This is a genomic window from Clostridium sediminicola, assembly GCF_050402865.1.
Taxonomy (GTDB): domain Bacteria; phylum Bacillota; class Clostridia; order Clostridiales; family Clostridiaceae; genus Clostridium_AF; species Clostridium_AF sediminicola.
This window is the reverse complement of the sequence record NZ_BAABMF010000008.1, coordinates 120,473-143,942: the sequence shown is the minus strand read 5'-3', so window position 1 is coordinate 143,942 and position 23,470 is coordinate 120,473. Positions and strand designations below refer to the sequence as shown.

At 30.2% G+C, this 23,470-nt stretch carries 21 protein-coding genes; 18 read left to right on the top strand and 3 right to left on the bottom strand.

What is annotated here, in order from left to right; genetic code table 11:
* Positions 1-48 precede the first annotated feature (48 nt).
* The 4 genes from ACQ3F0_RS14485 (at position 49) to ACQ3F0_RS14470 (ending at position 3,846) form a co-directional block, all read left to right on the top strand.
* Positions 49-1,485 carry a 6-phospho-beta-glucosidase gene (locus tag ACQ3F0_RS14485; RefSeq protein WP_428866028.1) on the top strand — a complete coding sequence of 479 codons (1,437 nt, stop codon included), beginning with the start codon at positions 49-51 and terminating at the stop codon, positions 1,483-1,485.
* A 124-nt stretch (positions 1,486-1,609) separates the two neighbouring features.
* Complete coding sequence (locus ACQ3F0_RS14480; RefSeq protein ID WP_428866027.1) at positions 1,610-1,933, top strand: DMT family transporter; 324 nt, start codon at positions 1,610-1,612, stop codon at positions 1,931-1,933.
* Between the two features lie 108 nt (positions 1,934-2,041).
* Positions 2,042-2,944, top strand: a complete 903-nt coding sequence (locus ACQ3F0_RS14475) for a DMT family transporter (RefSeq protein WP_428866026.1) — start codon at positions 2,042-2,044, stop codon at positions 2,942-2,944.
* 131 nt (positions 2,945-3,075) lie between these two features.
* Positions 3,076-3,846, top strand: coding sequence for a hypothetical protein (locus ACQ3F0_RS14470; protein ID WP_428866025.1), 771 nt, complete (start codon positions 3,076-3,078; stop codon positions 3,844-3,846).
* Positions 3,847-3,989: 143 nt separating this feature from the next.
* Here ACQ3F0_RS14470 and ACQ3F0_RS14465 read toward each other — a convergent pair whose 3' ends face one another.
* A complete protein-coding gene (locus ACQ3F0_RS14465; RefSeq protein ID WP_428866024.1) occupies positions 3,990-4,583 on the bottom strand; it encodes a TetR/AcrR family transcriptional regulator in 594 nt (197 codons plus the stop codon).
* Between the two features lie 170 nt (positions 4,584-4,753).
* Between ACQ3F0_RS14465 and ACQ3F0_RS14460 the strand changes: the two genes are divergently transcribed.
* The 4 genes from ACQ3F0_RS14460 (at position 4,754) to ACQ3F0_RS14445 (ending at position 11,445) form a co-directional block, all read left to right on the top strand.
* Positions 4,754-6,739: an oxidoreductase gene (locus ACQ3F0_RS14460; protein ID WP_428866023.1), complete on the top strand. Its 1,986-nt coding sequence runs from the start codon at positions 4,754-4,756 to the stop codon at positions 6,737-6,739.
* Between the two features lie 168 nt (positions 6,740-6,907).
* The gene (licT, locus tag ACQ3F0_RS14455; protein ID WP_428866022.1) at positions 6,908-7,741 is read left to right on the top strand and encodes a BglG family transcription antiterminator LicT; all 834 of its coding nucleotides are present in this window, start codon (positions 6,908-6,910) and stop codon (positions 7,739-7,741) included.
* Between the two features lie 393 nt (positions 7,742-8,134).
* Positions 8,135-9,991, top strand: coding sequence for a beta-glucoside-specific PTS transporter subunit IIABC (locus ACQ3F0_RS14450; RefSeq protein WP_428866021.1), 1,857 nt, complete (start codon positions 8,135-8,137; stop codon positions 9,989-9,991).
* An 11-nt stretch (positions 9,992-10,002) separates the two neighbouring features.
* Positions 10,003-11,445, top strand: coding sequence for a 6-phospho-beta-glucosidase (locus ACQ3F0_RS14445; protein ID WP_428866086.1), 1,443 nt, complete (start codon positions 10,003-10,005; stop codon positions 11,443-11,445).
* A 46-nt stretch (positions 11,446-11,491) separates the two neighbouring features.
* Here the strand turns inward: ACQ3F0_RS14445 and ACQ3F0_RS14440 are convergent, their stop codons facing one another.
* Entirely contained in the window at positions 11,492-12,847 is a 1,356-nt protein-coding gene (locus tag ACQ3F0_RS14440; protein ID WP_428866020.1) for an aminotransferase-like domain-containing protein, read from the bottom strand.
* 119 nt (positions 12,848-12,966) lie between these two features.
* Between ACQ3F0_RS14440 and ACQ3F0_RS14435 the strand changes: the two genes are divergently transcribed.
* The 10 genes from ACQ3F0_RS14435 (at position 12,967) to ACQ3F0_RS14390 (ending at position 21,380) form a co-directional block, all read left to right on the top strand.
* Complete coding sequence (locus ACQ3F0_RS14435) at positions 12,967-14,295, top strand: 6-phospho-beta-glucosidase (RefSeq protein WP_428866019.1); 1,329 nt, start codon at positions 12,967-12,969, stop codon at positions 14,293-14,295.
* A gap of 22 nt (positions 14,296-14,317) precedes the next feature.
* Positions 14,318-15,145: a Cof-type HAD-IIB family hydrolase gene (locus ACQ3F0_RS14430; protein ID WP_428866018.1), complete on the top strand. Its 828-nt coding sequence runs from the start codon at positions 14,318-14,320 to the stop codon at positions 15,143-15,145.
* A gap of 173 nt (positions 15,146-15,318) precedes the next feature.
* Positions 15,319-15,990, top strand: coding sequence for a DUF1905 domain-containing protein (locus tag ACQ3F0_RS14425; RefSeq protein WP_428866017.1), 672 nt, complete (start codon positions 15,319-15,321; stop codon positions 15,988-15,990).
* A gap of 66 nt (positions 15,991-16,056) precedes the next feature.
* Entirely contained in the window at positions 16,057-16,752 is a 696-nt protein-coding gene (locus tag ACQ3F0_RS14420; protein ID WP_428866016.1) for a response regulator transcription factor, read from the top strand.
* A gap of 1 nt (position 16,753) precedes the next feature.
* Complete coding sequence (locus ACQ3F0_RS14415; protein WP_428866015.1) at positions 16,754-17,689, top strand: sensor histidine kinase; 936 nt, start codon at positions 16,754-16,756, stop codon at positions 17,687-17,689.
* Positions 17,690-17,790: 101 nt separating this feature from the next.
* Positions 17,791-18,714, top strand: a complete 924-nt coding sequence (locus ACQ3F0_RS14410; RefSeq protein ID WP_428866014.1) for an ABC transporter ATP-binding protein — start codon at positions 17,791-17,793, stop codon at positions 18,712-18,714.
* Complete coding sequence (locus ACQ3F0_RS14405) at positions 18,707-19,402, top strand: ABC transporter permease (protein ID WP_428866013.1); 696 nt, start codon at positions 18,707-18,709, stop codon at positions 19,400-19,402. Before ACQ3F0_RS14410 ends, ACQ3F0_RS14405 begins: the two co-directional genes overlap by 8 nt.
* A gap of 216 nt (positions 19,403-19,618) precedes the next feature.
* Positions 19,619-19,819, top strand: coding sequence for a DUF1858 domain-containing protein (locus ACQ3F0_RS14400; protein WP_428866012.1), 201 nt, complete (start codon positions 19,619-19,621; stop codon positions 19,817-19,819).
* 42 nt (positions 19,820-19,861) lie between these two features.
* Positions 19,862-20,488, top strand: a complete 627-nt coding sequence (locus ACQ3F0_RS14395; protein ID WP_428866011.1) for a hypothetical protein — start codon at positions 19,862-19,864, stop codon at positions 20,486-20,488.
* Between the two features lie 184 nt (positions 20,489-20,672).
* Positions 20,673-21,380, top strand: a complete 708-nt coding sequence (locus tag ACQ3F0_RS14390; RefSeq protein ID WP_428866010.1) for a putative ABC transporter permease — start codon at positions 20,673-20,675, stop codon at positions 21,378-21,380.
* Positions 21,381-21,552: 172 nt separating this feature from the next.
* Here ACQ3F0_RS14390 and ACQ3F0_RS14385 read toward each other — a convergent pair whose 3' ends face one another.
* A complete protein-coding gene (locus ACQ3F0_RS14385) occupies positions 21,553-23,358 on the bottom strand; it encodes a sulfatase family protein (protein WP_428866009.1) in 1,806 nt (601 codons plus the stop codon).
* Between the last annotated feature and the right edge of the window lie 112 nt (positions 23,359-23,470).

The following is a 23,470-nucleotide window of genomic DNA, read 5'->3' as shown; positions in this document are numbered from 1 at the left end:
GAGTACATTTTATTATAGCAAATATACAATTTTTAGGAGGAAGACTATATGAAAAAGAAACCTATAAAAATAGTAACAATAGGAGGAGGATCTTCGTACACTCCAGAACTTGTTGAAGGATTTATCAAAAGATATGAAGAATTGCCTGTAAGTGAATTATGGTTAGTTGATATTGAAGAAGGAAAAGAAAAGTTAGAAATTGTTGGGAATCTTGCCAAGCGTATGGTTGAAAAAGCAGGGTTGCCAATGAAAATACATTTAACACTTGATAGAAGAGAAGCAATGCCTGGTGCTGACTTTGTAACGACACAAATACGTGTTGGCTTATTAGATGCTAGGATTAAAGACGAAAGAATTCCACTGAGTCATGGATTAGTCGGTCAAGAGACAAATGGAGCAGGTGGAATGTTCAAAGGATTTAGAACCATACCAGTTATTTTAGATATCGTGAAAGATATTAAAGAATTATGTCCTGATGCTTGGCTTATAAACTTTGCCAATCCAAGTGGAATGATTACAGAGGCAGTACTTAGATATACAGATCATGAAAAAGTAGCTGGGTTATGTAATGTTCCAATTGGAATGCATATGAATATTGCTGAAATTTTAGATGTATCAGAAGACAGAATTCGACTAGAAATTGCTGGTCTTAATCATCATTTCTTTGTAACTGATGTATTTTTAGATGGTAAAAGTATTATGAATGATGTACTTGAGAAATATATTGAGCTTTCTAATAAATCAGGTGGAATCAAACAACTGATGGAAGAAGTGGTTAAAAATTGGGCAAAAAAAGGAGAAGGAGAAGAAGAAGAAGAAGAAGAAGAAGAAGAAGAAGAAACTAAAGATGAAGAAGCAAGTTTATCTAAGACTCCAATGATTATGCCATATACAGAAGAATTTATACGTGGAATCAAAGCGATACCATGTGGCTATATGATGTATTACTATCATACAAAAGAAATGCTAGAAAAGGAACTTGAAGAATATAAAGAAGGGAATGTTCGTGCAGAAGTAGTTAAGAGAACAGAAGCAGAATTATTCGAACTTTATAAAGATCCAAATCTAGCAATTAAACCACCACAACTTGAAAAACGTGGAGGTGCGCATTACAGTGATGCAGCATGTAACTTAATCGCATCAATCTATAATGATAAAGGTGATATCCAATATGTAAATTGTAAAAACAATGGTGCAGTAAATCAGATTGATAAAAACAGTGGAGTAGAAATTGCTGCAGTTATTACAGCTGATGGACCTAAACCAATTGCAATAGGAGAACTGCCATCGACTATTAGTGGAACAATATTAAATATTAAAGCATTTGAACGCTTGACTTGCGAAGCTGCAGTTAAAGGTGATCGAAACGCAGCATTAGTAGCAATGAATAATAATCCATTAATAACTTCAGATACAGAAGCAGTAAAATTATTTGACGAAATGTTAGAAGCGCATAAAAAATATTTACCAAAATTTTTCAAATAACAACAATCTTTAAGTCTTCCAAAGGAAGACTTAAAGATTGTTGTTAAAAAACTTGAAGAATCATTATTTGAGTTATATAAAGATTCTGACCTAAATATCAAACTTATTAAGAAAGGAGAAAACAATGCATTGGATGTATTTATTTTTAGCAATTATATTTGAACTTTTGGCTACTACCTTAATGAAAATTTCACAAGGATTAACACGAATTATTCCAGCAATAGGTATGTTTACTTCATACATTATATGTTTTGTATTACTAGCTATTGCTTTGAAAAAAATAGAAATTGGAGTAGCCTACGCAGTTTGGTCAGGCTTAGGGATAGCAGTTATATCAGTCATTGGTATAGTATTTTTTAAGGAAACAACTAGTGTTTTAAAAATTGCATCAATAATTATAATAATATTAGGAGTAGTAGGATTAAACATAAGCGGAATAAATCATTGATTAGATACGGTGAAAGCACTGCAGTCTATTTTAGAAACGGTTTTTGCATTGTATTATGAAAAAGATGTTGTAAAACATCTTTTTCTAAAGTTTTTAGGGGGTATTATTTTGGGAAATAGTAAACAAAAGAGCGTAGAAAGGCTTATGCTTATTATGTCAATTATTGGAGGTTTACTAGTTGTATTACATCAAATTGCCATAAATTATGGTTTTGGGCCATATGTAATTACTGCTGTAGACCTTTTGGTTGGTGCAATTATTCTAACAATATATTTACGAGGTAAAATATTTTCTTTGAATAAAAAGTATTTTATTTTGGCAATTTTGGCAAGTATCATATTTTTCTTATCTTTTTATTTACTTGTTTTAGGTCTTGTCTATACAACTCCAAGTAAGAATGCGTTTTTATACCAAACATCCATTATATTTGTTCCTTTCTTATATTATTTTGTATACAAACAAAAAATAGATATGTACACAATAATTGGCGTTGGTATTGCCATAATTGGTTTAGCATTTTTAACATTGGATAATGGATTTAGTAATGTGAATATTGGAGATGTACTAACTATTTTAGGTGCTGCAATGGTTGCAACACATATGACTTTTTCATCCTTTGTTTTAAAGAAGAATGAATGTAATCCAATTGTTTTTACAACTATTCAAATGTTTGTTGCAGGAATTTTAGCTATAGTACTTGCTTCTATAAATGGTGAGTTTTCTAATGGACTAAGTTTAACAATTATTTGGCCATTAGTATTGGCAGGTATAATTGAGGGGGTGAATTTTTATGCTAATAGTTTGGCGTTTAAATATTCGACACCTACTAAAATGAGTATAATATATTCTTTAACGCCTGTTTCAAGTACAATCGCTTCAATTGTGTTCTTAAATGAAGTAGTTACTTATAGATTATTTGTTGGTGGAGGATTAATAATGGTAGCACTACTTATTATCGAATTAAAGCCAAATTTATTCAAACACACTAATTTTGCAAAAGTAAAAGGATAGATACTCGGTGGTTAGTTTTTAATGAGATGTAACAAAAATTATCTATTAAAACACCAAATTATTTTGGTATTAATTACTAGTGTACAAGCTTACCCTCCGAATGATATATTTTGAGTATAGGGGGGAAACATATGATAGAAAACACAGAAATAGCCATGACTCTTGAAAAAACTGAATATCCTTTAAATAAAAAAGGATTATGGAATCCAAAAAAATTTATTTTAATTAGTGTTCTTTTTTCATTTTTACCAGTAGCAATTTTATACTCTATAAACTATGGTAGGCTTAATAATAAAAGAAAAAGAAATATATCATTAATTATCTATAGTGTAATTTTTGTGACTGTTCCAGCATTAGGATTTTTATTAGATGGATTTGTTAGTGATAGCGCATTTGCGTCAATGGTTACAGCGTTAAGTGTTAGCATAGCATTTCATTTGAAAAATGATCAAATGAAGTTATATGAAGAACATATTGAAAATGGCGGCAAAAAAGCATCTTTTATGATACCTGTAGTGATTTGCTTAACTTTTACAGTGCTTATACTAGGAACATTTATATATACTATCAATATTCCTGATAAATATAAGATAATTCAAGGAGATGAATTGTATTATACAGAAAATATTAGTATCGATGAAGTGGAAAAATTGGGAAAATACTTAGAAGAAAATGAAATATTTATTGATGATGAAAATATAATTTCTGTTAAAATAGATAAAATTGAGAGGGATTATATTTTTTCAATAGTAATTTTTGAAGATCAAAAAGAGAGTGAAGAAGTAATAGAATTTGCAAAAATTTTAAGGGAATATCTTTCTTTAGATGTATTTAATTATCATAAAGTAATAGTAAACCTTTGTGACGATAGATTTAATGTTTTGAATTCTATAACTAATTAATTATGTGGAATTCAGTATCTCAAAATTAATTGAAACAAAAACCAATATAAACAATGTTAAAACAGCTTTCATTTTATGAAAGCTGTTTTTGATAGAAAGGAACTTGCTTTCTTTTGGGAACTGCCGAAACTAATAGAGAGTGACTACTTAACAAAGGTCTGCAAATAATTGTTCGCCATCCATCTTACCATATTTGATGGATTTGTTTTTCCATCACTAACGCACCAATTGTAAATTATTCCTCTTGAAATAATAAGTAATTCATTTGTTAACTGTTCTTCTGATGCATTTTCTTTGATTTTTCCTTGTTCTTTTGCTTTTTTAATTAGTAGATATAGACCATGAGGTAAACCTCTTCCTACGGACAAAAAAAAGGCACTTCCATAATCGATCTGAGCTTTATAGATGTTTTTTACTAAATCCATTCCTGTTTCTGCTGGAACTGTGCATTGACGTTCCAAATATTTCAAAATAGCTTCAATTGGTTCTTCTTTAATTAATGATGGATAAACTTCATTTTCAAATTGAACATCGATTTCTTTATAGAGTTCAACAATTATACCCGCTTTATTTGCAAAATGATGGTAAAATGCGCCTACTGAAACCTCTGCCTTTTTACAAATTTCTAAAATACTGATTTCATCTAGAGTTTTATGAGTAAACAAATCAGTTGCTACTGCTAGGATATTAGCCTTTGTATTTTCTGCCTTTATCTGACGTGTTGTTTTCTTTTTCATATTTTTCTCAAATCCTTTGTCTATAAGGGTATTATTCTTTTTTATTCTATCAAATAAAACTCGTGTTGACAAAGAATATCCATAGCGTTATAATTTTAACATAATCAATTCGGAGAATTGATTCGGTGAATTGATTATGTTAATGAATTGTGAAAAAGGGGGAAATATCTATGATTAAATATCCAGAATTATTTGAACCTACTCATATTGGAAAACTAAGAATTAAAAACAAAACTTCTATGGCCCCAATGGGACCAGTTGGTTATGCTGATTCTTTTGGAGGATTCAATCAACGCATTCAAGATTATTATGTAGAACGGGCCAAGAATGATGTTGGTTTAATTATCACTGGTATTTGCAGTGTTGATCTTCAAGTAGAAGGTATTCCGGGCAATGGTATTCCATGCCCTACCAGCAATCCGTTAGCATTCATCCATAGCACTTATCAGATGAATGAACGTGTTCATGCATACGATTCAAAAATATTTTTACAATTAACTGGTGGTTTAGGAAGAAGTGCTGTACCTGGTTTTGTTTCTAAACCTATTGCTCCATCAGAGCAGGAAAATCGTTTTGATCCCGCTATGACTCATCGTGAAATGACCAAAGAAGAAATAATGACATTGATTCAAAAATTTGTTATGTCTGCTGCGATTGCAAAAAAAGCTGGCTTTGATGGTGTAGAAGTTCATGCTGTTCATGAAGGATACTTATTAGATCAATTTGCTATTGCTTTCTTTAATCACCGTACTGATGAATTTGGTGGTTCATTAGAAAACCGACTTCGTATCAGTACTGAAATTGTAAAAGGTATCAAAAAAGTATGTGGTTCTGACTTTCCAGTTAGTTTAAGATATAGCCTTAAGAGTTGTATGAAGGGCTTGAGACAGGGTGGTTTACCTGGTGAGGATTATAAAGAAGTAGGAAAAGATATTGAAGAAGGTATCCAAGCTGCTAAAATTCTTGTTTCTGCAGGATATGATGCATTGAATGTAGATGCAGGAACATATGATTCATGGTACTGGAATCATCCACCAACATATTTTGAAGACGGTATGTATCGTGAATTTGGTGAAATTCTCAAGAAGCATGTAGATGTTCCTATTATTTTAGCAGGTAGAATGGACAACCCTAAGATGGCAGTAGAAGCCTTAGGAAAATCATGTGATATTGTAAGCTACGGTAGACCATTATTAGCAGATCCAGAATTTGTTACTAAAATAAAACATGATCAATTAGACGAAATTCGTCCATGTGTTGGTTGCCATGAAGGTTGTCTTGGACGTATTAGTAATGCTCCTGTAAGTTGTGCGGTTAATCCAAACTGTGGTAGAGAAAATATTTATGGACTCACTCCTGCATTGAAAAAGAAACATATATTAGTTGTTGGTGGTGGTGTAGCTGGTATGGAAGTAGCACGTGTTAGTGCTCTTCGTGGGCATTCTGTAACACTATGTGAAAAATCAGATCAATTGGGAGGAAATTTAATTCCTGGTAGTGTACCTCATTTTAAGCGATATGATCGCAAATTAATTGCATACTATAAACGTCAATTAGAGTTATTAGGTGTTGACGTAAAATATTGTACTTCCGTTAATAAAGAAAATATTGATGATTTTAAGGCAGATGTAATTATTACAGCAACTGGCTCTAGTCCTAAGAAGATTACAATAAATGGCTCACAAGAAACGGTTACTGCGGACCAAGTATTATTAGAAAAGGTTTCTGTTGGCAATAATGTAGTTGTAGTCGGTGGGGGCTTGGTTGGATGTGAAACTGCGCTTTGGCTAGCGCAACAAGGAAAAAAAGTTGCAGTTGTAGAATTACTTCCTGAAATATTAGGAGGACATGATGCACTGCCACATATGAATCATGATATGTTAGTTGACCTATTGAAATTCCATCATGTAGACATTTATAAAAGCGCATCTGTTGTGAATTCAAAAGAAGGAAGTGTCCAAGTTCAGCAGAATGATAAGAACTTTGATCTTCTAGCTGATACGGTTATCACTTCAGTTGGGTATACAGAAAATGATTCATTGTATAATGAAATAAAAGATTGTGATGTTCATGTACATAACATTGGAGACTCTAGAAAAGTACACAATATAATGTATTCAATTTGGAATGCATATGAATTAGCAAGAAATCTATAAATGGATAAATTTGAAATTATTGTTGACAATTGAAATAGGACATGGTAACATGAAATTACACAATAATATAAACGTATTCAGAGGATTGTTACTGATAATGCAGGCAAAACCTATAACTTTTTCGTTGTAGATTTTGCCTTTTTTTATTTTAATGAGAGGTGAACCTTTATGAATATTGAAAAGATTTTTAACAATAATGTAGTTGTTGCCTTAAACGATAAAGGACAAGAAATCGTGGTAATGGGACGTGGATTAGGATTTAAAAAACGAGTTGGTGACTTGATTGAAGAAGGCAAAATAGAAAAAATATTCACTTTATCTAATAAAGATATGAGTGATAAATTTGAACAGTTAATTGCTGAAATTCCTATGGAACATATGGTTATTTCTGAAAAAATCATTAAGTATGCAAAGACACAGCTTGGAAAGAAATTAAATGATAGTATTTATATCTCATTAACTGATCATATTCATAGTGCTATAGAGCGTTACAAAAAGGGAATCCAACTAAAAAATGCACTTCTCTGGGACACAAAAAGATTATATAAAGATGAATTTTCTGTAGGAAAAGAAGCTTTAAAGATGATAGAAGATAAATTTGATATTGAGTTATTGGAGGACGAGGCAGCATTTATTGCACTGCATTTTGTTAATGCTCAATTAAATGAAGAAATGCCTATTGTCATGAATATTACAAAAGTTATGCAAGAAATATTAAATATCGTAAAATATCATTATAAAATTGATTTTGATGAAGAATCATTAAGTTACTATCGATTTATTACACATTTAAAATTTTTTGCTCAACGTTTATTTAATAAAAAATGCTACAATGATAGCAAAGACAATGAACTATTTGATATGATAAAAAGTAAATATAATGATTCATATCAATGTACAAAAAAGATACATAAATTTATCGAAGGAAAGTACAGTTATAAGTTAACAAAAGAGGAAAGATTATATTTAACTATACATATTGAACGTGTCGTTAATAAATAATAGATGGGCCATTGAAAACATTAATAAGTATATAATTGATAAAGGTCGTTGAATAATAACTTCTACTAAATTCTTTTGAAAAATGATAGAAGCCTCATATTTTCAAAAGAAAAGTAGAACTAATTATTAAGCCGACCCAAGGATTGTTACTGGTAGAGCAGGCAAAACCTAAGTAGATTATAAAGAAGTAGAATTTTCTTCTTTATAATTTACTTGGGTTTTTTTTATAAATCTGAAAGGGGTGATGCAATCGGTAAGTTAAATCCAAATAAGAAATTATAATATTAAGTTCCTATAGGATTGTTACTGATGTATCAGGCAAAACCTACATTCTTCAAAAATATTTTAAATTTCTAATGTAAAATAAAAAAGTTAAATAGGAGGAATCAGGTTATGAATTATCCAAAATTAGCAAGTGAGATTTTGAAAAATGTCGGTGGGTCAGAAAACGTAGCAAATGTAACTCACTGTGCAACTAGATTGAGATTTAATTTAAAAAATCTATCAAAAGTAAACGAAGAGGTATTAAAGAAGACTAAAGGTGTTATAGGAGTTGTTAATAAAGGTGGACAATTCCAGTTGATTATTGGAAGTGATGTAGCAAGTGTTTATTGTGAAATATTAAAGCTAGGTGATTTTCAAAAAGGAAATTCAAGTGATAGTGGGGAAAAGAAGAGTTTAGTATCTTCAGTACTTGATACAATTGCAGGTATCTTTACTCCAATTTTACCGGCAATTACTGGTGCAGGTATGATAAAAGCTGTGTTAGTACTTTTAACATCATCTGGTTTATTGTCAATGGAAAGTCAATCATATTATATTTTGAATTTTATATCAGATGCAGCATTCTTTTTCTTACCAATATTGATAGCTTACACATCAGCAATTAAATTCAAATGTAATCCATTTATGGCTATGTCCTTAGCAGGTGTATTGTTACATCCTAATTTAACAGCACTAGTTGCTGCAGGTGAACCAGTTCATTTCTTAGGATTACCTGTTACATTAGCAACATATTCATCCTCTGTTATTCCTATTATTTTAATAGTTTGGTTAATGTCATATGTTGAGAAATTTGCAGATAAAATTTCTCCAAAACCAATTAAATTTTTCTCAAAACCTCTTATTATATTGTTAGTTGTAGCTCCAATCGGTTTAATAGCGCTTGGACCGATAGGTACAGTAGTTGGAAATGTTGTGGCTCAAGGCATAAATATTTTAAGTGCTAGGGCAGGATGGTTAGTAGTATTATTAATGGGTGCATTTTCACCATTATTAGTTATGACAGGGATGCATTACAGTTATTTTCCATTTGTATTTGCTCAATTTGCAACTAGCGGATATGAAAGTATATTATTACCTGGTATGTTAGCGGCAAACGTTGCACAAGGTGCAGCAGCTCTTTGTGTAGCATTAAAAAGTAAAAACAGTGAATTAAAACAATTAGCAGGTTCATCAGGGATTACAGCAGTATTAGGTATTACTGAACCAGCTATGTACGGTGTTAACTTAAAACTGAAGAAGCCGTTTATAGGTGTTATGATTGGTGGTGCAGTTGGTGGTTTATACGGGGGTATTGTAGGACTTAAAGGTTATGCAATGGCTGTACCAGGTCTTGCAGCATTACCAATTTTTATTGGACCAGAAGGATCTAATTTTATTAATGCAATTGTAGTATGTGTTATAGCATTTGTAGTGACATTTATAGCAACTTGGTTCTTGGGATTTGAAGATCCTATAGATGAAGTGGATGATGATGAATTAGATGAAGAATTACCTAGGAAAGAAGCATTAACAAATAAGATTAATATAGCAAGCCCTTTAACTGGCGAAGTAGTTCCTTTGACAGAAGTAAGTGACGAAACATTTGCAAAAGAAATTATGGGAAAAGGGATTGCAATAAGACCAACTGAAGGTAGAATAGTTTCACCGGTAAATGGTACTGTGGCAACACTATTTAAAACAAAACATGCTATTGGTATTGTTTCTGATGAAGGTGCTGAGATTTTAATTCATATTGGAATTGATACAGTTAAACTTGATGGTAAATATTTCATAACTCATGTTAATGATGGTGATGCTATTAAAGTTGGTGATACATTGCTCCAATTTGATATGAATGCTATTAAAGCTGAAGGATATGATTTGATTACACCAGTTATTATCACAAATACACCTAATTATTTAGATATTTTACCAAAAGAAATAAAAGAGGTTAATGAAGGTGAGAATCTACTGACTATTATATAATGGAGGAATGAATTGTGGAAAATAAAATAGAACAATTTCCCGAAGGATTTCTATGGGGTGGGGCAGTCGCTGCCAATCAATGTGAAGGAGCATGGAATATAGGTGGAAAAGGTGTGAGTACAGCAGACGTTGCTACTGGTGGTACTGTTGATAAGCACCGTGAATACACAGATGGAGTTATAAAAGGAAAATACTATCCATCACATGAAGCGATAGACTTGTATCATCATTATAAAGAAGATATTGCACTATTAGCTGAAATGGGTTTTAAATGCTTTCGTACATCAATCGCTTGGACTAGAATATTCCCAAATGGTGATGAAACAGAACCAAATGAAGAAGGCTTAAAATTCTATGATAATTTATTTAATGAATGTTTAAAGTATGGAATTGAACCAGTTGTTACAATTTCTCACTATGAAATGCCCTATGCATTAGTTGAAAAGTATGGTGCTTGGAGAAATCGCAAACTAGTAGATTTTTTTATAAATTACTGTGAAGCAATATTTACTCGCTATAAAGATAAGGTTAAATATTGGATGACTTTTAATGAAATAAATGTAGTTACATTGCATCCATTTATTCCAGCAGGAATTAAGTTTAATGAAGGAGAAAATAAGGAACAAGTTTGTTATCAAGCCGCTCATCATCAATTTGTAGCTAGTGCAAAGGCTGTAAAGTTAGGACATGAAATTAATCCTAATTTTAAAATTGGATGTATGTTACTCTATCCATTATTTTATCCAGAAACATGTAATCCAAAAGATGTACAAGCAACTAATGAAATGTTAAATAAGCATTATTTCTTCTCAGATGTACAAGTAAGGGGATCTTATCCAAATAGTATGATGCGTTATTTCGAGAGAAATGATATTTATATTGAAACTGAAGCTGGAGATGAAGAAATTTTAAGAGAAGGTAAAGTAGATTACCTTGCATTTAGTTACTACATGTCATTAGTAGTAAATTCAAAAGTAATGGATAATAATACATCTGAAAAGAATTTAGGTGGAAACATGCTAGGTGGAATTGAAAATCCTTATTTAGAAGCATCAGAGTGGGGATGGCAAATTGATCCACTAGGACTTAGAATTTCTCTAAATAATTTATATGATCGTTATCAAGTTCCACTATTTATTGTGGAAAACGGCTTAGGAGCTGTTGATAAAGTTGAAGAAGATGGTTCTATTAATGATGATTATAGAATTGACTACCTAAGAAAACATATAGTTGAGATGAAAAAAGCGGTTACCAATGATGGTGTAGATCTTATGGGGTACACTCCATGGGGATGTATTGACTTAATTAGTGCATCAACAGGTGAAATGAAGAAACGTTATGGATTTATATACGTAGATAAAGATAATGACGGTAATGGAACTTTAGAAAGATCTAGAAAGAAGAGCTTCTATTGGTACAAGAATGTTATTAAAACAAATGGAGAAGAATTATAGTTTTTATTGCAAAAAAACAGTATGTAAAAACACACCAAATGAATGATTAAAAATTATTGGTGTGTTTTTCTATTAGTGAACTTATTATTTTAAAACCTGTATTAATTTGTTCTACACTTGAACTAGCAATACTTATGCGTATTCCTTTTTTGTAATAAGTATTGTCAAAATAAAAATTTTCTCCATTCGTTACAAGGACGTTTTGTTTTTCTAAATTAGTTATCAGTCGGTTTTCATTTATATACTCTGGAAGCTCTAAATATGAATAATAACCAGATTTACCACCTATGCATTTTATATTATATTTTGATAGTTTTCTTAAGTTATTTCTTAAGCATTTTTGTTTTTCTTCCAATTCTTTTGTGATAGAAGCCACCTGTTTCTTTAGAATTTTACTACGGATATAAATTTCTAAAGTAGCTTGAGACACTAAAGAAGCGGAAAAATATGAATAATAATAAGAAGCTATAATACATTTCTCAAAGATATTCAACAAATGGGAAGGCATTACAATCAAACCAATTCTCATCCAGGGTAAAATTTTTGAAAAACTCTTCAAGTAAATAACATGTTGATAATCAGAATAAGCGTAAATAGGATCATACTTACTATCCAAAGAAATATCGCTAAAATAATCATCCTCTACAATATATACATCATACTTGATAGCTAAAGCTGCTATAGCTTTTCTTTGACGCTTATTATAAGAAGTTCCTAAGGGGTTGTGGTTTCTAGGTATTGTATAGAAAAATTTGATATTTTCATTCTTAAATAATTCCTCTAATTTTTTTAAATCAATTCCCTGTTCATTTCTTTCAATGCCTATTACTTTAGAACCTTGATGTTTTAAGAAATTGATGAAAAATCTATAGGTTGGTTGTTCTATTAAAATCACATCTTTACCATTTGGAAAGGGCATTTTAGTTAGTATACTTAAAGCTTGTTGAATTCCTAGGTTTACAAATATATTATTAGAAGATGTAAATATTTGAAAATCAGAAAGATATTTAGGTAAAATTTTTCTCAAGGATTCTACTCCTGATATATTACTACTACTTAAAGAATTATTCATATAAATATCAACAGCCCTATCAAGGCAATGTTTAAGATCGGGTGTGTTTATATTTCCAATACGAGGATTCCCTGTGCTAAAATTTATGCTAGAGGATTCTTCAGTGGTATTTTTTATTAGTTTTTCAACTATATAATAACCACTTTGTGGTACGGAGTAAATGAGATGATTATTTTTGAGGGTTTCATAAGCTTTGATAATTGTACTTTTTGAACAATTATATTTTTGGCTTAATTCTCGTACAGAAGGTAGCTTTTTACCGGGTTTATAAACTTCGGTATGTATGCCATTTTCAATATCCTCTACTATCTGTTCGTATATGTTTTTCATAATGCACCCCCAAACTGTACTAGTACAGTTTCATTTTATCACAATTGAAATGCTCTTTCTATAATTCTATAATATATATAAAGAACGTTCTTAATATACTATTAAGGAGACAATAGCGGATGAATGGAATTAAAATTGTAACTATTGGTGGAGGATCTAGTTATACACCTGAATTAGTTGAGGGTTTTATAAAGAGATATGATGAATTGCCGGTTAGAGAACTTTGGCTTGTTGATATAGAAGAAGGAAAAGAAAAGTTAGAAATAGTTAGTAGCCTTGCAAAAAGAATGGTTAAGAAGGCTGGAGTGCCCATTAAAATACACACAACACTTGATAGAAGAGAAGCTTTGCCCGGTGCTGATTTTGTAACAACACAACTTAGAGTAGGTCTTTTAGATGCAAGAATAAAAGATGAAAGAATTCCTTTAAGTCATGGATTAATTGGACAAGAAACAAATGGTGCTGGTGGAATGTTTAAAGGATTGAGAACTGTGCCAGTTATATTAGAAATAGATAAAGATATAGAAGAATTATGTCCTGATGCTTGGCTTATTAACTTTGCAAATCCATCAGGTATGGTAACAGAAGCTGTTTTGAGATATGGAAGAAAGAATAAAAAAGTAGTTGGATTATGTAACATTCCAATTGGTATGGAAATGGCAGTTGCAAAAGAATATCAAATTGAACATAGTAGGGTAAGAATCGACTTTGCTGGATTAAATCATATGGTATTTGGATTAAATGTTTATGTAGACGGAAAAAATGTTACAGAAGAAGTTGTAAATAAAATGGCTACTGGTACATTTGATCCTATCCCTATGAATATAGAAGGTTTAGAATGGACTTCTGAGTTTATAAAAGGATTTGGTATCATACCTTGTGCTTATCATAGATATTACTATTTAACACAAGAGATGTTAGAAATGGAATTAGAAGAATTGTCTAAAGGGGAAACTAGAGCAGAAGTGGTTAAACGTCTTGAAAATGATTTGTTTGAATTGTACAAAGATGAAAATCTTCAAATTAAGCCACCTCAATTAGAAAAAAGAGGAGGGGCTTACTACAGTGATGCAGCCTGTAGATTAATAAGTTCAATTTATAATGATAAAAGAGACATCCAACCTGTTGATACAAGAAATAATGGAGCTATAGTTGGAGTTGATGATGATTCTGCAGTAGAAGTTAGTTGTATTATAACAAAGGATGGACCAAAAACTATTACAGTGGGAGAACTTCCTGTAGCGGTTAATGGATTGATTCAACAAATAAAATCCTTTGAAAGAACTACTGTAGATGCAGCAATTACAGGGGACTATAACAAAGCATTAGTTGCAATGACAATTAATCCATTAGTACCATCACAAAGAATAGCAAAAGTTCTTCTTGATGAATTATTAGAAGCGCATAAAGATTATCTTCCAAATTTTAAAACTTATTTTACAGCTTAATAAATAAAAAAAGGAGGTGCTTATGGTATATAAATTAGTTTGCATTGATATGGACGGCACACTTTTAAATAGTAAACATAAGATAACTGAAAATACTAAAGAAATTTTAAAGAAAGCGCATGACTTGGGGGTTCATATTGTTATAACTACGGGTAGAATATATACTAATGCTGAATATTATTCGGATCTTTTAGGCGTTAAATCTGCAGTTATTGCATCAAATGGATCTTATGTAAAAGATAAAGATATTGCTAATCCCATTTATGAGGGTACAATTAGTGAGGGTTTATGTAAGAAAGTAGTTGATATATGCTCTGAAAACAATATAGGGGTAAGTTTTTATACCTCCCAAAAGTTATATTGTGGTAATCTTATGATGAGGCTTCTATATCTATTTATTAAATTAAAGAAGTTGGACAACGATAAAACTAATAAAGTAGATGTATTTAGCAAAAGAAGATGGAGTGAAATTTTACATAAGGAGAAAGATAATATAATCAAATGTGAAATTATGAGTACAAATGAAAATAAATTAAGAAAAGTTAGAAATCAATTAAATAATATAGAAGGATTAGAGGTTGTAAGTTCACATAAAAGTAATATTGAAGTTACATGCAAAGGTGTTAGCAAAGGAAAAGCAGTAAAAATTATAGCAGATTATTATAATATAAAAAAAGATGAAGTAATAGCAATAGGAGATAGTGAGAACGATTTATCTATGATTGAATATGCAGGTCTTGGAATAGCTATGGGAAATGCTTTAGATATAATAAAACGAAAATCAGCCTATATAACAGAGACTAACGATAATGAAGGAGTAGCTAAAGCAATAGAAAAATTTATATTATAGTGGAATATTAAATATCTGGCGTTGTGAATCATGACGCCAGATATTTAATTATATTGTAGTGTATAGCAAGTAATGCTATAATTTCTGCATAGAGTTACATTATTTTCTAATAATAAATGAATAAAAAACATAAGATAGGTTAACGCTTATACTGAATGATTAGGAGGATAAATATGGAGTACCAGTTTAATGGAGAATTATTAAAAGAAGGAGTAAGAACATTTATAGCCATACCTTTTAATGTATGGAAAGTGTGTAATCAAAAAGGTAGAATTCCTGTAAAAGTTATAGTAAATGATATATGTTTTGAATGCAAGTTGATACCTAAAAGTAATGGTAATTATTATATACCTATTACGAAAGTAATACTTAAGCAAATAGAAAATGACACAAAATGCGATGTATCTTTTGAGATAATTGCTGCATTGAGCCGAATTAATAAAAATAGTCCATATAGTCTTGAAAATCCTATACGAAAAATTGACAGCATAGAATGTATTATTCAACAGCAAGGTGGGCTATGTGGACAAACCACTGTTGCAATGTTGGCGGGAGTATCTGTAGAAGAAGTAGTAAACATTATGCAGGCTAAAAGATGGCAAGGGTCCATAAGTAAAGTTATTGAAACCATAGATTACTACGGAATTAATCATTCTCCTAAGATGGTTTATATGTCTAAGAAGATAAAAGAACTACCAAATTGTTGTATAATAAATGCTCGTTCTAAAAAAAGTAGTCACCTTTTATTATTCTTTAATGGAAAGTATTATGATTCATCAGTAGGTGTGTTGGAAGAATTTGATTTAAATAAAATCATTGGATATTTAGAAATTTATATAGAGTAGTAAGATAAAAAAAGTCTCATAATAAAAGATGGTGTAAGAAGTTATTGTGAAGTAGGGGGATGTATAATGGGAAATAAAATTCTGATTGTTGAAGATGATATATCTATTAGCGAAATGGTGAAAAATCATTTAATAAAAGAGGGGTTTGAAATAAAAACTGCTTTTGATGGAGAGGAAGCGGTTAATATATTTAGAATGGAAGATTTTGATTTAATTCTTCTTGATTTAATGCTTCCAAAGCTTAATGGCATGGATTTTATGAAGATTGTTAGAGAAAAAAGCTTAATACCAATTTTGATTATGTCAGCTAAGGATAGTGATGTTGATAAGGCTATAGGACTTGGGCTTGGTGCGGATGATTATATTGCTAAGCCTTTTTCAATGATTGAACTTACAGCAAGGATTAAGGCAAGAATAAGACGTGTAGCATATTATTCTAAGCCTGATAAAAAAGAAGAAAATAATATTAATATTGGTGATTTAGAGATTGATTTAGATAATTTTTCTGTAATTAAGAAGGACAAGCCTTTAAAGCTTACCTCAAAAGAATTTGATATATTAAAGTTATTTGTTACAAATCCTAATAAAGTTTTTACAAGGGCGCAGATATATAATGTTATATGGAATGATAATTATTATGGGGATGAGAATGTTATCAATGTTCATATGAGAAGAGTAAGAGAAAAAATTGAAGATTATCCATCTGAGCCAAAATATATTAAAACCTTATGGGGAATAGGTTATAAGTTGGGAGAATATTAAAATGATTATTTTTTTATTAATGATAATTATTATATTAATGGGTGTAATTTGTTTTCAATATAGGAAGATAAAGGTTAGAAATAAAAACTTAGCATATGTACATCAAAAATTAAGTAGTGTTATATCAAAGGAGACTAGTGAAAAGCTACTGGTTTGTACTGATGATAAATACTTAATTTCAATTTTAGTAGAAATTAATAAACTCCTAGACTATAATCAAAAATCAATGGCAAATTATTTAAAAACAGAGAAGTCAATGAGAAAAATGCTCTCTAATATTTCTCATGATTTAAAAACTCCACTAACAGTTATAATGGGGTATGTTGAGACACTAAAAGTAGAAAATAACTTGACCAGTGAAGAAAGAGAGAGATTGTTAGAAAAGGTTCAAAATAAGACAATAGAATTATTGGAACTGATTAATAAATTTTTTAACCTGGCAAAGCTTGAGTCTGGAGATAAGGATATTTCTATAACAAGAGTTAATATGAATGAGATTTGCAGAAAAAATATTCTATCTTTTTATGATATTTTAACTAATAGAGGATTTGAGGTTAACATCAATATTCCAGAAGAAAATTTTTATGCATTAGGAGATGAAGAGGCTCTTGATAGAATATTAAATAATCTAATTTCAAATGTAATTAGGTATGGATATGAAGGAAAATTTTTAGGTATAAATTTAAAAGCAGATAATGAATTTGTATACATAGATGTACTGGATAAAGGTAAAGGAATTGATGAAATACATAAAGATAGAGTTTTTGAAAGATTATATACCCTTGAGGATTCAAGGAACAAATCATTTCAGGGAAGTGGTTTAGGGCTAACAATAACAAAAAGACTTGTTGAAAAAATGGACGGCAAAATATCTCTTTTCAGTAAACCTTATAATAAAACCGTATTTTCTTTTAAGCTAAAGAGAATAAATTACTAGAAAAAAAGTGACTTAAGAAATTTGTAAGAATTGCGTAAGTAAAAAGAAATTTACTACGTATAAAATAGAATTATAAGGTTGAAATGAAGGAGGAAACACCAATGACATATGTATTAAAAACATACAACTTAACAAAGGCTTTTGAAGGGAAAGAAGCAGTTTCAAATGTTAGTATGAATGTTAAAAAAGGGGAAATATATGGTTTTTTAGGACCAAATGGCGCGGGTAAAACAACTGTAATGAAGATGATAACAAATCTTATTAAACCTACAGCGGGTGATATAGAAATCTTTGGTGAAAAATTGACAAATACGTCATATGAAGTACTAAAGCGAATGGGAACTATTATTGAATATCCTGTTTTTTACGAAAAGCTAACAGGCAGAGAAAATTTAGAATTACACTGTGGATATATGGGATTTCATAACAAGAAAGCTATTGATGAGGCATTAAAGCTTGTAAATTTGGGAAGTATCAATGATAAAACTGTTAAAAATTTTTCTCTTGGGATGAAACAAAGATTAGGAATAGCAAGAGCTATTATTACAAAACCTGAATTTTTGATATTGGATGAACCAATAAATGGACTTGATCCAGTAGGGATTAAGGAAATGAGAGGTTTATTTAAAATGTTGAGCAAAGAGTATGGAATAACCATATTAATATCAAGTCATATTTTAAGTGAAATAGAGCAGATAGCTGATACAATTGGAGTTATTAGTAATGGAAGATTAATAGAAGAGGTTTCTATGGAAGCTATTAGAGGAAGTAATACAGAATTTATTGAGATTAATGTTGAAGATAGTACAAAAGCTGCTTATATTCTAGATAACAATCTAGAAATAACTAATTTTAAAATAATAGATAATAATTTACTGAGGGTATATAAGTCAAATATTACACAAAAAGAAATATCTAAAGCTTTGATTTTAAATGATATTGGAATTCAATCTATTACAAAAAAACAGAGTTCATTAGAAGATTATTTCTTAAAGTTAATAAATGGAGGTGTAATAAATGCTTAATTTAATAAAATTAGAATTAAAGAAATTTAAAATAAAGGGTAATATATTTGCTGCATTGATTTGTAATGTATCTATATTAGGATTACTTTGTTTAATATTTTTTGTAGAACGTGCTGAAAGAGCAACAACTTTTAATAATTATGAAGCTTTGTTTGGAATTTTAGGTTCTATTGTTAATGCTACTTTTATAATTTTTGCTGGAGTTCTTATTTCAAAATTTGTTATTGAAGAATACAAAAATAAAACTATTTATCTGTTATTTAATTATCCAATTAGTAGAAAGAAGCTAATAATTGCTAAATTGATTATTATATCTGTATTTACTTTTTCCTTTATAGTAATATCAAATTTATTAGTATTTTCATGCTTTTATCTTATACAAATTGTTACACATACTACTTTAGAGGAATTAACATTTAAATTGTTTTTAAGTGGTTTTACAGGTGTTATTACCTCTGCTTTAGCTAATTCAATGATTTGTTTAATCCCTTTATATTTTGGGTTAAGAAAAAAATCTACACCAGTTACCATTATAAGTTCTTTTTTAGTAGCATCTTTTTTAAATTCAAATAACGGAGGATTTACATTATCCTCAATTATTGCAATACCGATAGCATTTATGGTTATTGGCATAATAATAGTTTATATAACGATAAAAGATATAGATATTAAAGATGTAGCGGTATAGTGATAGCTATATAAGTTATTTATATAATAAAAAGCAATTGAACATCAGGTAAAATTTGATGTTCAGTTGCTTTTTATTGAAATGTTAGATATTTTATGTCGAAGATGAATTCGTAACATATGTAACGTTCTTTTTTATTATTCCATGGTATATTATATACATAATCCACAGTCATTCACTGGGAATTAAATTTGAATAATTAGGAGGTATTTTAATATGAAAATAGATAAGAATAATACAGTAGGTGAAGTGGTAAAAAATTATCCAGAAGTAATCCGAACTTTAATGAGTTTTGGAATGGGTTGTGTTGGATGCCCTTCAGCTCAAGCAGAAACTTTAGAAGAAGCTGCTGGTGTTCATGGATTAGACGTTGATATGTTGTTAGAAGCATTAAATAAAACTGTTGAAGGAAATTAATACTAGTAAATTTTAGATAAACGATTTTACGGAGGTAATAATATGAGTTTGCATTTAGGACAAATACATTATTGGTTATTTAATAAAATAAAACTGTTTGAACTAAGCGAGAAAAAAATTTTAGATTGGGCAGAAAAAAATAATTTTCCTGTAAACCAATGGAAAGATGAAATATATAAGCAGTATGGTGGCCCATTAGAAGATAAACCTTTAGAAGAAATGATAGACACTGGAAATATACATGGTTGGCTTCAAGATAAAATAGAAAGAGCAGAATACAGATATGCTACTTTAGTTTCTAAGATTTTGGAAATAGATAAAAATTATATGGATAATCTTTTAAATATAATGAAGAAAAAAGGAACTCTAGAAGGAAGAGAGTTCACAGGAGATGAAAACTCTCTTGAAGCAATATACAACGCAATAAATGATTATGTTGTTGAAGGAATGCCTTGTGATAGAATTAATGTTCTAGTATCCTCAGATTATGATGAAATAATTTGGGAAAGTACTAGGTGTCTTCATAAGAAATATTGGGATTTTGTTGGTGGTAATGTTGAGAATTTTTATACTCTTAGAGAAATGTGGATAAAAGCATTTGTAGAAGCTATTAATCCAGAACTTCATTATGAAAAATTGGAAGAAGGTACACACAAGATTAGTAGGTAAGGAGAACTATGCTATATATTTTTATTTTAAAATGGAATATAAATACAAATAACAGAACATCAGGGAAACCTGATGTTCTGTTATTTGTATAATTCTAGTTTATGGTATAATATATAAAAAAGTTGTAAAATGATAAAATATGGATAGATTTATAATGATTTATATATGATTTAGAGGTGAAGAAATGACGATTTTTGTTTTGAAGTATTTATTTTTGTTTATAACAGGAGCTCTTATTGGATGGTCACTGGAAGTTGTTTATAGAAGGTATTTTGGTAAAGCAAGAAGCTGGATTAATCCAGGATTTTTATCTGGACCCTATTTGCCATTGTATGGCTTTGGAGTTTGTTTGTTATATATTGTTAGTGATTTGAGTATTGTATTCTATATTAAAATCATATTATTTTGCATTATTACAACATTAATTGAATATTTAACTGGACTTTTTTTCTTAAAGTATTATAAAACAAGATTATGGGATTATACAAATTTAAGATTTAATATTGGAGGATTAATTGCACCATTGTATTCTTTCTTTTGGACAATATTATCCTTAGTATTTTATTTTTTCCTTTATCCTTATTTTTATAACAAAATCGAATTTTTATATGAACATTTGGAGTTTTCGCTCTTTATTGGAGTTGTATATGGTGTTATTTTAGTTGATGTGGTAAATTCCTTTAACATTATATCTACAATTAAGAAAATGGTAGAGAGAACGGAAGAAACTATAGAATTTATTCATTTTGAACAGTTGAAATTTCAGATAAGCAGCAAGTTCTTTGGGCTTAAAGGAAAAGCTAGAAAGCCATCTTTTCTATTACCGTTTAAAGGAGATTATAATTTAAGGACTCAAGTTAAAGAACATTTTAAAAGATTTAAACATAATTAACCCGTTAGAGAATCCAAAAAAATTGGATTCTCTAAAATTATTATACTATGGTTATTCCACAAAAAGTAATTTAGTTGAACTTCGACCACAATATATAGCGTCAGAATGCATCAAGCTGCGGTAGATATTGTGGTCGATTTTAGTTCAACTTACTTTTTGTGGTTTAACCATACTATACTTTATAATCGGGAGTACATGTTTGACATGATGGTTTACCAGGTACGTTGCCGTTAGTAGGGTAAAGTCTTTTTAATTGGCATTGCTCTTCTAGGGCTTTTGCAAGTACTATTTCAATAACTTTTGATTCAGGGGTTGAAAAGATAGGGTCTGCCAAATTTTTAGTCTCCAATGGGTCTTTTGTTAGGTTATAAAATTCTATTTCGCAAGGAACGGGGCGAGTTTTAGTAGTTGTAATGCATGTTGAACAAGTTATTTTAGGTGTAACAGAGATACAATTACTTTTCATAACAACTTCGTCTTCGCACCCAGGATTACTCCAAAATTGAGGATTATCGAAGTAACGAGAGTATTTCCAAATTTCTTTTTCATTATTTTCACCAGTTTGTAGTTTAGTTATTACTGTTTCTATATTGTTTGGTTCAACTACAGAATTGTAGGGTACACCAAGAACGCTAGTCTGATTAAGTCCTCTTGTAAAATCATCATCTGTCATAAAATAGATAGGCTCATCAAAAAATGTATTTTGAATCTCACCTTTAATAAATGGCGATATGTCCTTTCCAACTAGGGGATGTACTTCAGTATGACTATTGCTAAGATCTTTTTGAATTGCCTTTACATTTAATCCTGCTAGGCCTAGTATTGTTGGTAAAATATCAACATGACTAGTAAGAATTTCTGTGGATGCACGCTTATTGAATAGAACTGGATTGTGGATAATAAATGGTACATGAATAGTCTCTTCATATGCTTGATACCATTTTTGATATAAACCACCATGAGCGCCTAGAAGTTCACCATGATCTGATGTAAAAACCACTATAGTATTATTGTAAAATGAAGAATTTTTAAGAGTTCTTATCACCTTTTGCATATTTCTATCAACTTTTAATTGAAGTGAATAATATAGCTGCCTGTAAAATAAAGTATCTTCTAATGGTTGAAGAGCTTTAGGATAAACTTCTCTATAGCTACGTTGAGCTAGCGGTTTAGTAAGTAAAGACTCATCGGCTGTAGGGGCTCTTGGAATTTTGGGAACTGAGGGGTCTACTTCAAAATTATATAGTGGATCAATACGTGTAATTGCACCAAATAGAGCAATGTCATGAGGATTTACAAAAGAGCAGGTAATCATCCAAGGTTGAGAATTATTTGAGCTTCCATCATCTTTGTCTAATTTATTAATTAGTTTGATAACTTCATCAGTATACACTATATCTCTTCCGCTTAAACCAACTGCTGCTGATGATCCTGAGTTTCTAGGATTTCCATCAAAAGGTTCTGGACCTATCCAGCCATTAAAACCAAAGGGTTTAAGACGATTTGATTTAAGATAAATATTTTCACTTTCTGCCACAGGTACACCTGTATTAGGATCAAAGCTGATAAATGAATCTTGTGTATCAGGTATTAGGATATCAGCTTGAGAAGCATGCCATTTCCCTTTCCAAAATGTTCTGTATCCTGCAACACGAAAATAATCACCAATAGTGGGCACAGTATTTGGATCTAGCCAGAACATATCAGGTTCAAAATCACTTTTGGCTGCTCCTGTTGTTTGACTAACACCATGAAGAGAGGGGTATTGGCCTGTGTATAAAGTTCCACGACTAGGAGAACAAGCTGTACTTCCAGCATAGTGATTATTAAACTCCAAGCCATTATTTTTTAGCATTTCTTGTGCTTTCAAAAAAGTTTTGCGCCAAAGTTTTATTTCATCATTTTCATAAACAGTTGGAAAACGATCTTGGTCAATTAAAATTATAAGAAAATTAGGTTTGTCTAAAGAACCGTTCACAATATCACCTCAAAGAATGTTTTTATATTTCACTATAATATAAAGCTTTCATAATAGATTCTTTATATTATATGAATAAATTCATAGTTTGGTATAATTGTTATATATTATA

Excerpts from the sequence above, each read along its gene's own strand:
- ACQ3F0_RS14485 (WP_428866028.1), top strand. The coding sequence starts at position 49 with ATGAAAAAGAAACCTATAAAAATAGTAACAATAGGAGGAGGATCTTCG.
- ACQ3F0_RS14480 (WP_428866027.1), top strand. The coding sequence starts at position 1,610 with ATGCATTGGATGTATTTATTTTTAGCAATTATATTTGAACTTTTGGCT.
- ACQ3F0_RS14470 (WP_428866025.1), top strand. The coding sequence starts at position 3,076 with ATGATAGAAAACACAGAAATAGCCATGACTCTTGAAAAAACTGAATAT.
- ACQ3F0_RS14465 (WP_428866024.1), bottom strand. The coding sequence starts at position 4,583 with ATGAAAAAGAAAACAACACGTCAGATAAAGGCAGAAAATACAAAGGCT.
- ACQ3F0_RS14460 (WP_428866023.1), top strand. The coding sequence starts at position 4,754 with ATGATTAAATATCCAGAATTATTTGAACCTACTCATATTGGAAAACTA.
- licT (WP_428866022.1), top strand. The coding sequence starts at position 6,908 with ATGAATATTGAAAAGATTTTTAACAATAATGTAGTTGTTGCCTTAAAC.
- ACQ3F0_RS14450 (WP_428866021.1), top strand. The coding sequence starts at position 8,135 with ATGAATTATCCAAAATTAGCAAGTGAGATTTTGAAAAATGTCGGTGGG.
- ACQ3F0_RS14440 (WP_428866020.1), bottom strand. The coding sequence starts at position 12,847 with ATGAAAAACATATACGAACAGATAGTAGAGGATATTGAAAATGGCATA.
- ACQ3F0_RS14435 (WP_428866019.1), top strand. The coding sequence starts at position 12,967 with ATGAATGGAATTAAAATTGTAACTATTGGTGGAGGATCTAGTTATACA.
- ACQ3F0_RS14430 (WP_428866018.1), top strand. The coding sequence starts at position 14,318 with ATGGTATATAAATTAGTTTGCATTGATATGGACGGCACACTTTTAAAT.
- ACQ3F0_RS14425 (WP_428866017.1), top strand. The coding sequence starts at position 15,319 with ATGGAGTACCAGTTTAATGGAGAATTATTAAAAGAAGGAGTAAGAACA.
- ACQ3F0_RS14420 (WP_428866016.1), top strand. The coding sequence starts at position 16,057 with ATGGGAAATAAAATTCTGATTGTTGAAGATGATATATCTATTAGCGAA.
- ACQ3F0_RS14415 (WP_428866015.1), top strand. The coding sequence starts at position 16,754 with ATGATTATTTTTTTATTAATGATAATTATTATATTAATGGGTGTAATT.
- ACQ3F0_RS14410 (WP_428866014.1), top strand. The coding sequence starts at position 17,791 with ATGACATATGTATTAAAAACATACAACTTAACAAAGGCTTTTGAAGGG.
- ACQ3F0_RS14405 (WP_428866013.1), top strand. The coding sequence starts at position 18,707 with ATGCTTAATTTAATAAAATTAGAATTAAAGAAATTTAAAATAAAGGGT.
- ACQ3F0_RS14400 (WP_428866012.1), top strand. The coding sequence starts at position 19,619 with ATGAAAATAGATAAGAATAATACAGTAGGTGAAGTGGTAAAAAATTAT.
- ACQ3F0_RS14395 (WP_428866011.1), top strand. The coding sequence starts at position 19,862 with ATGAGTTTGCATTTAGGACAAATACATTATTGGTTATTTAATAAAATA.
- ACQ3F0_RS14390 (WP_428866010.1), top strand. The coding sequence starts at position 20,673 with ATGACGATTTTTGTTTTGAAGTATTTATTTTTGTTTATAACAGGAGCT.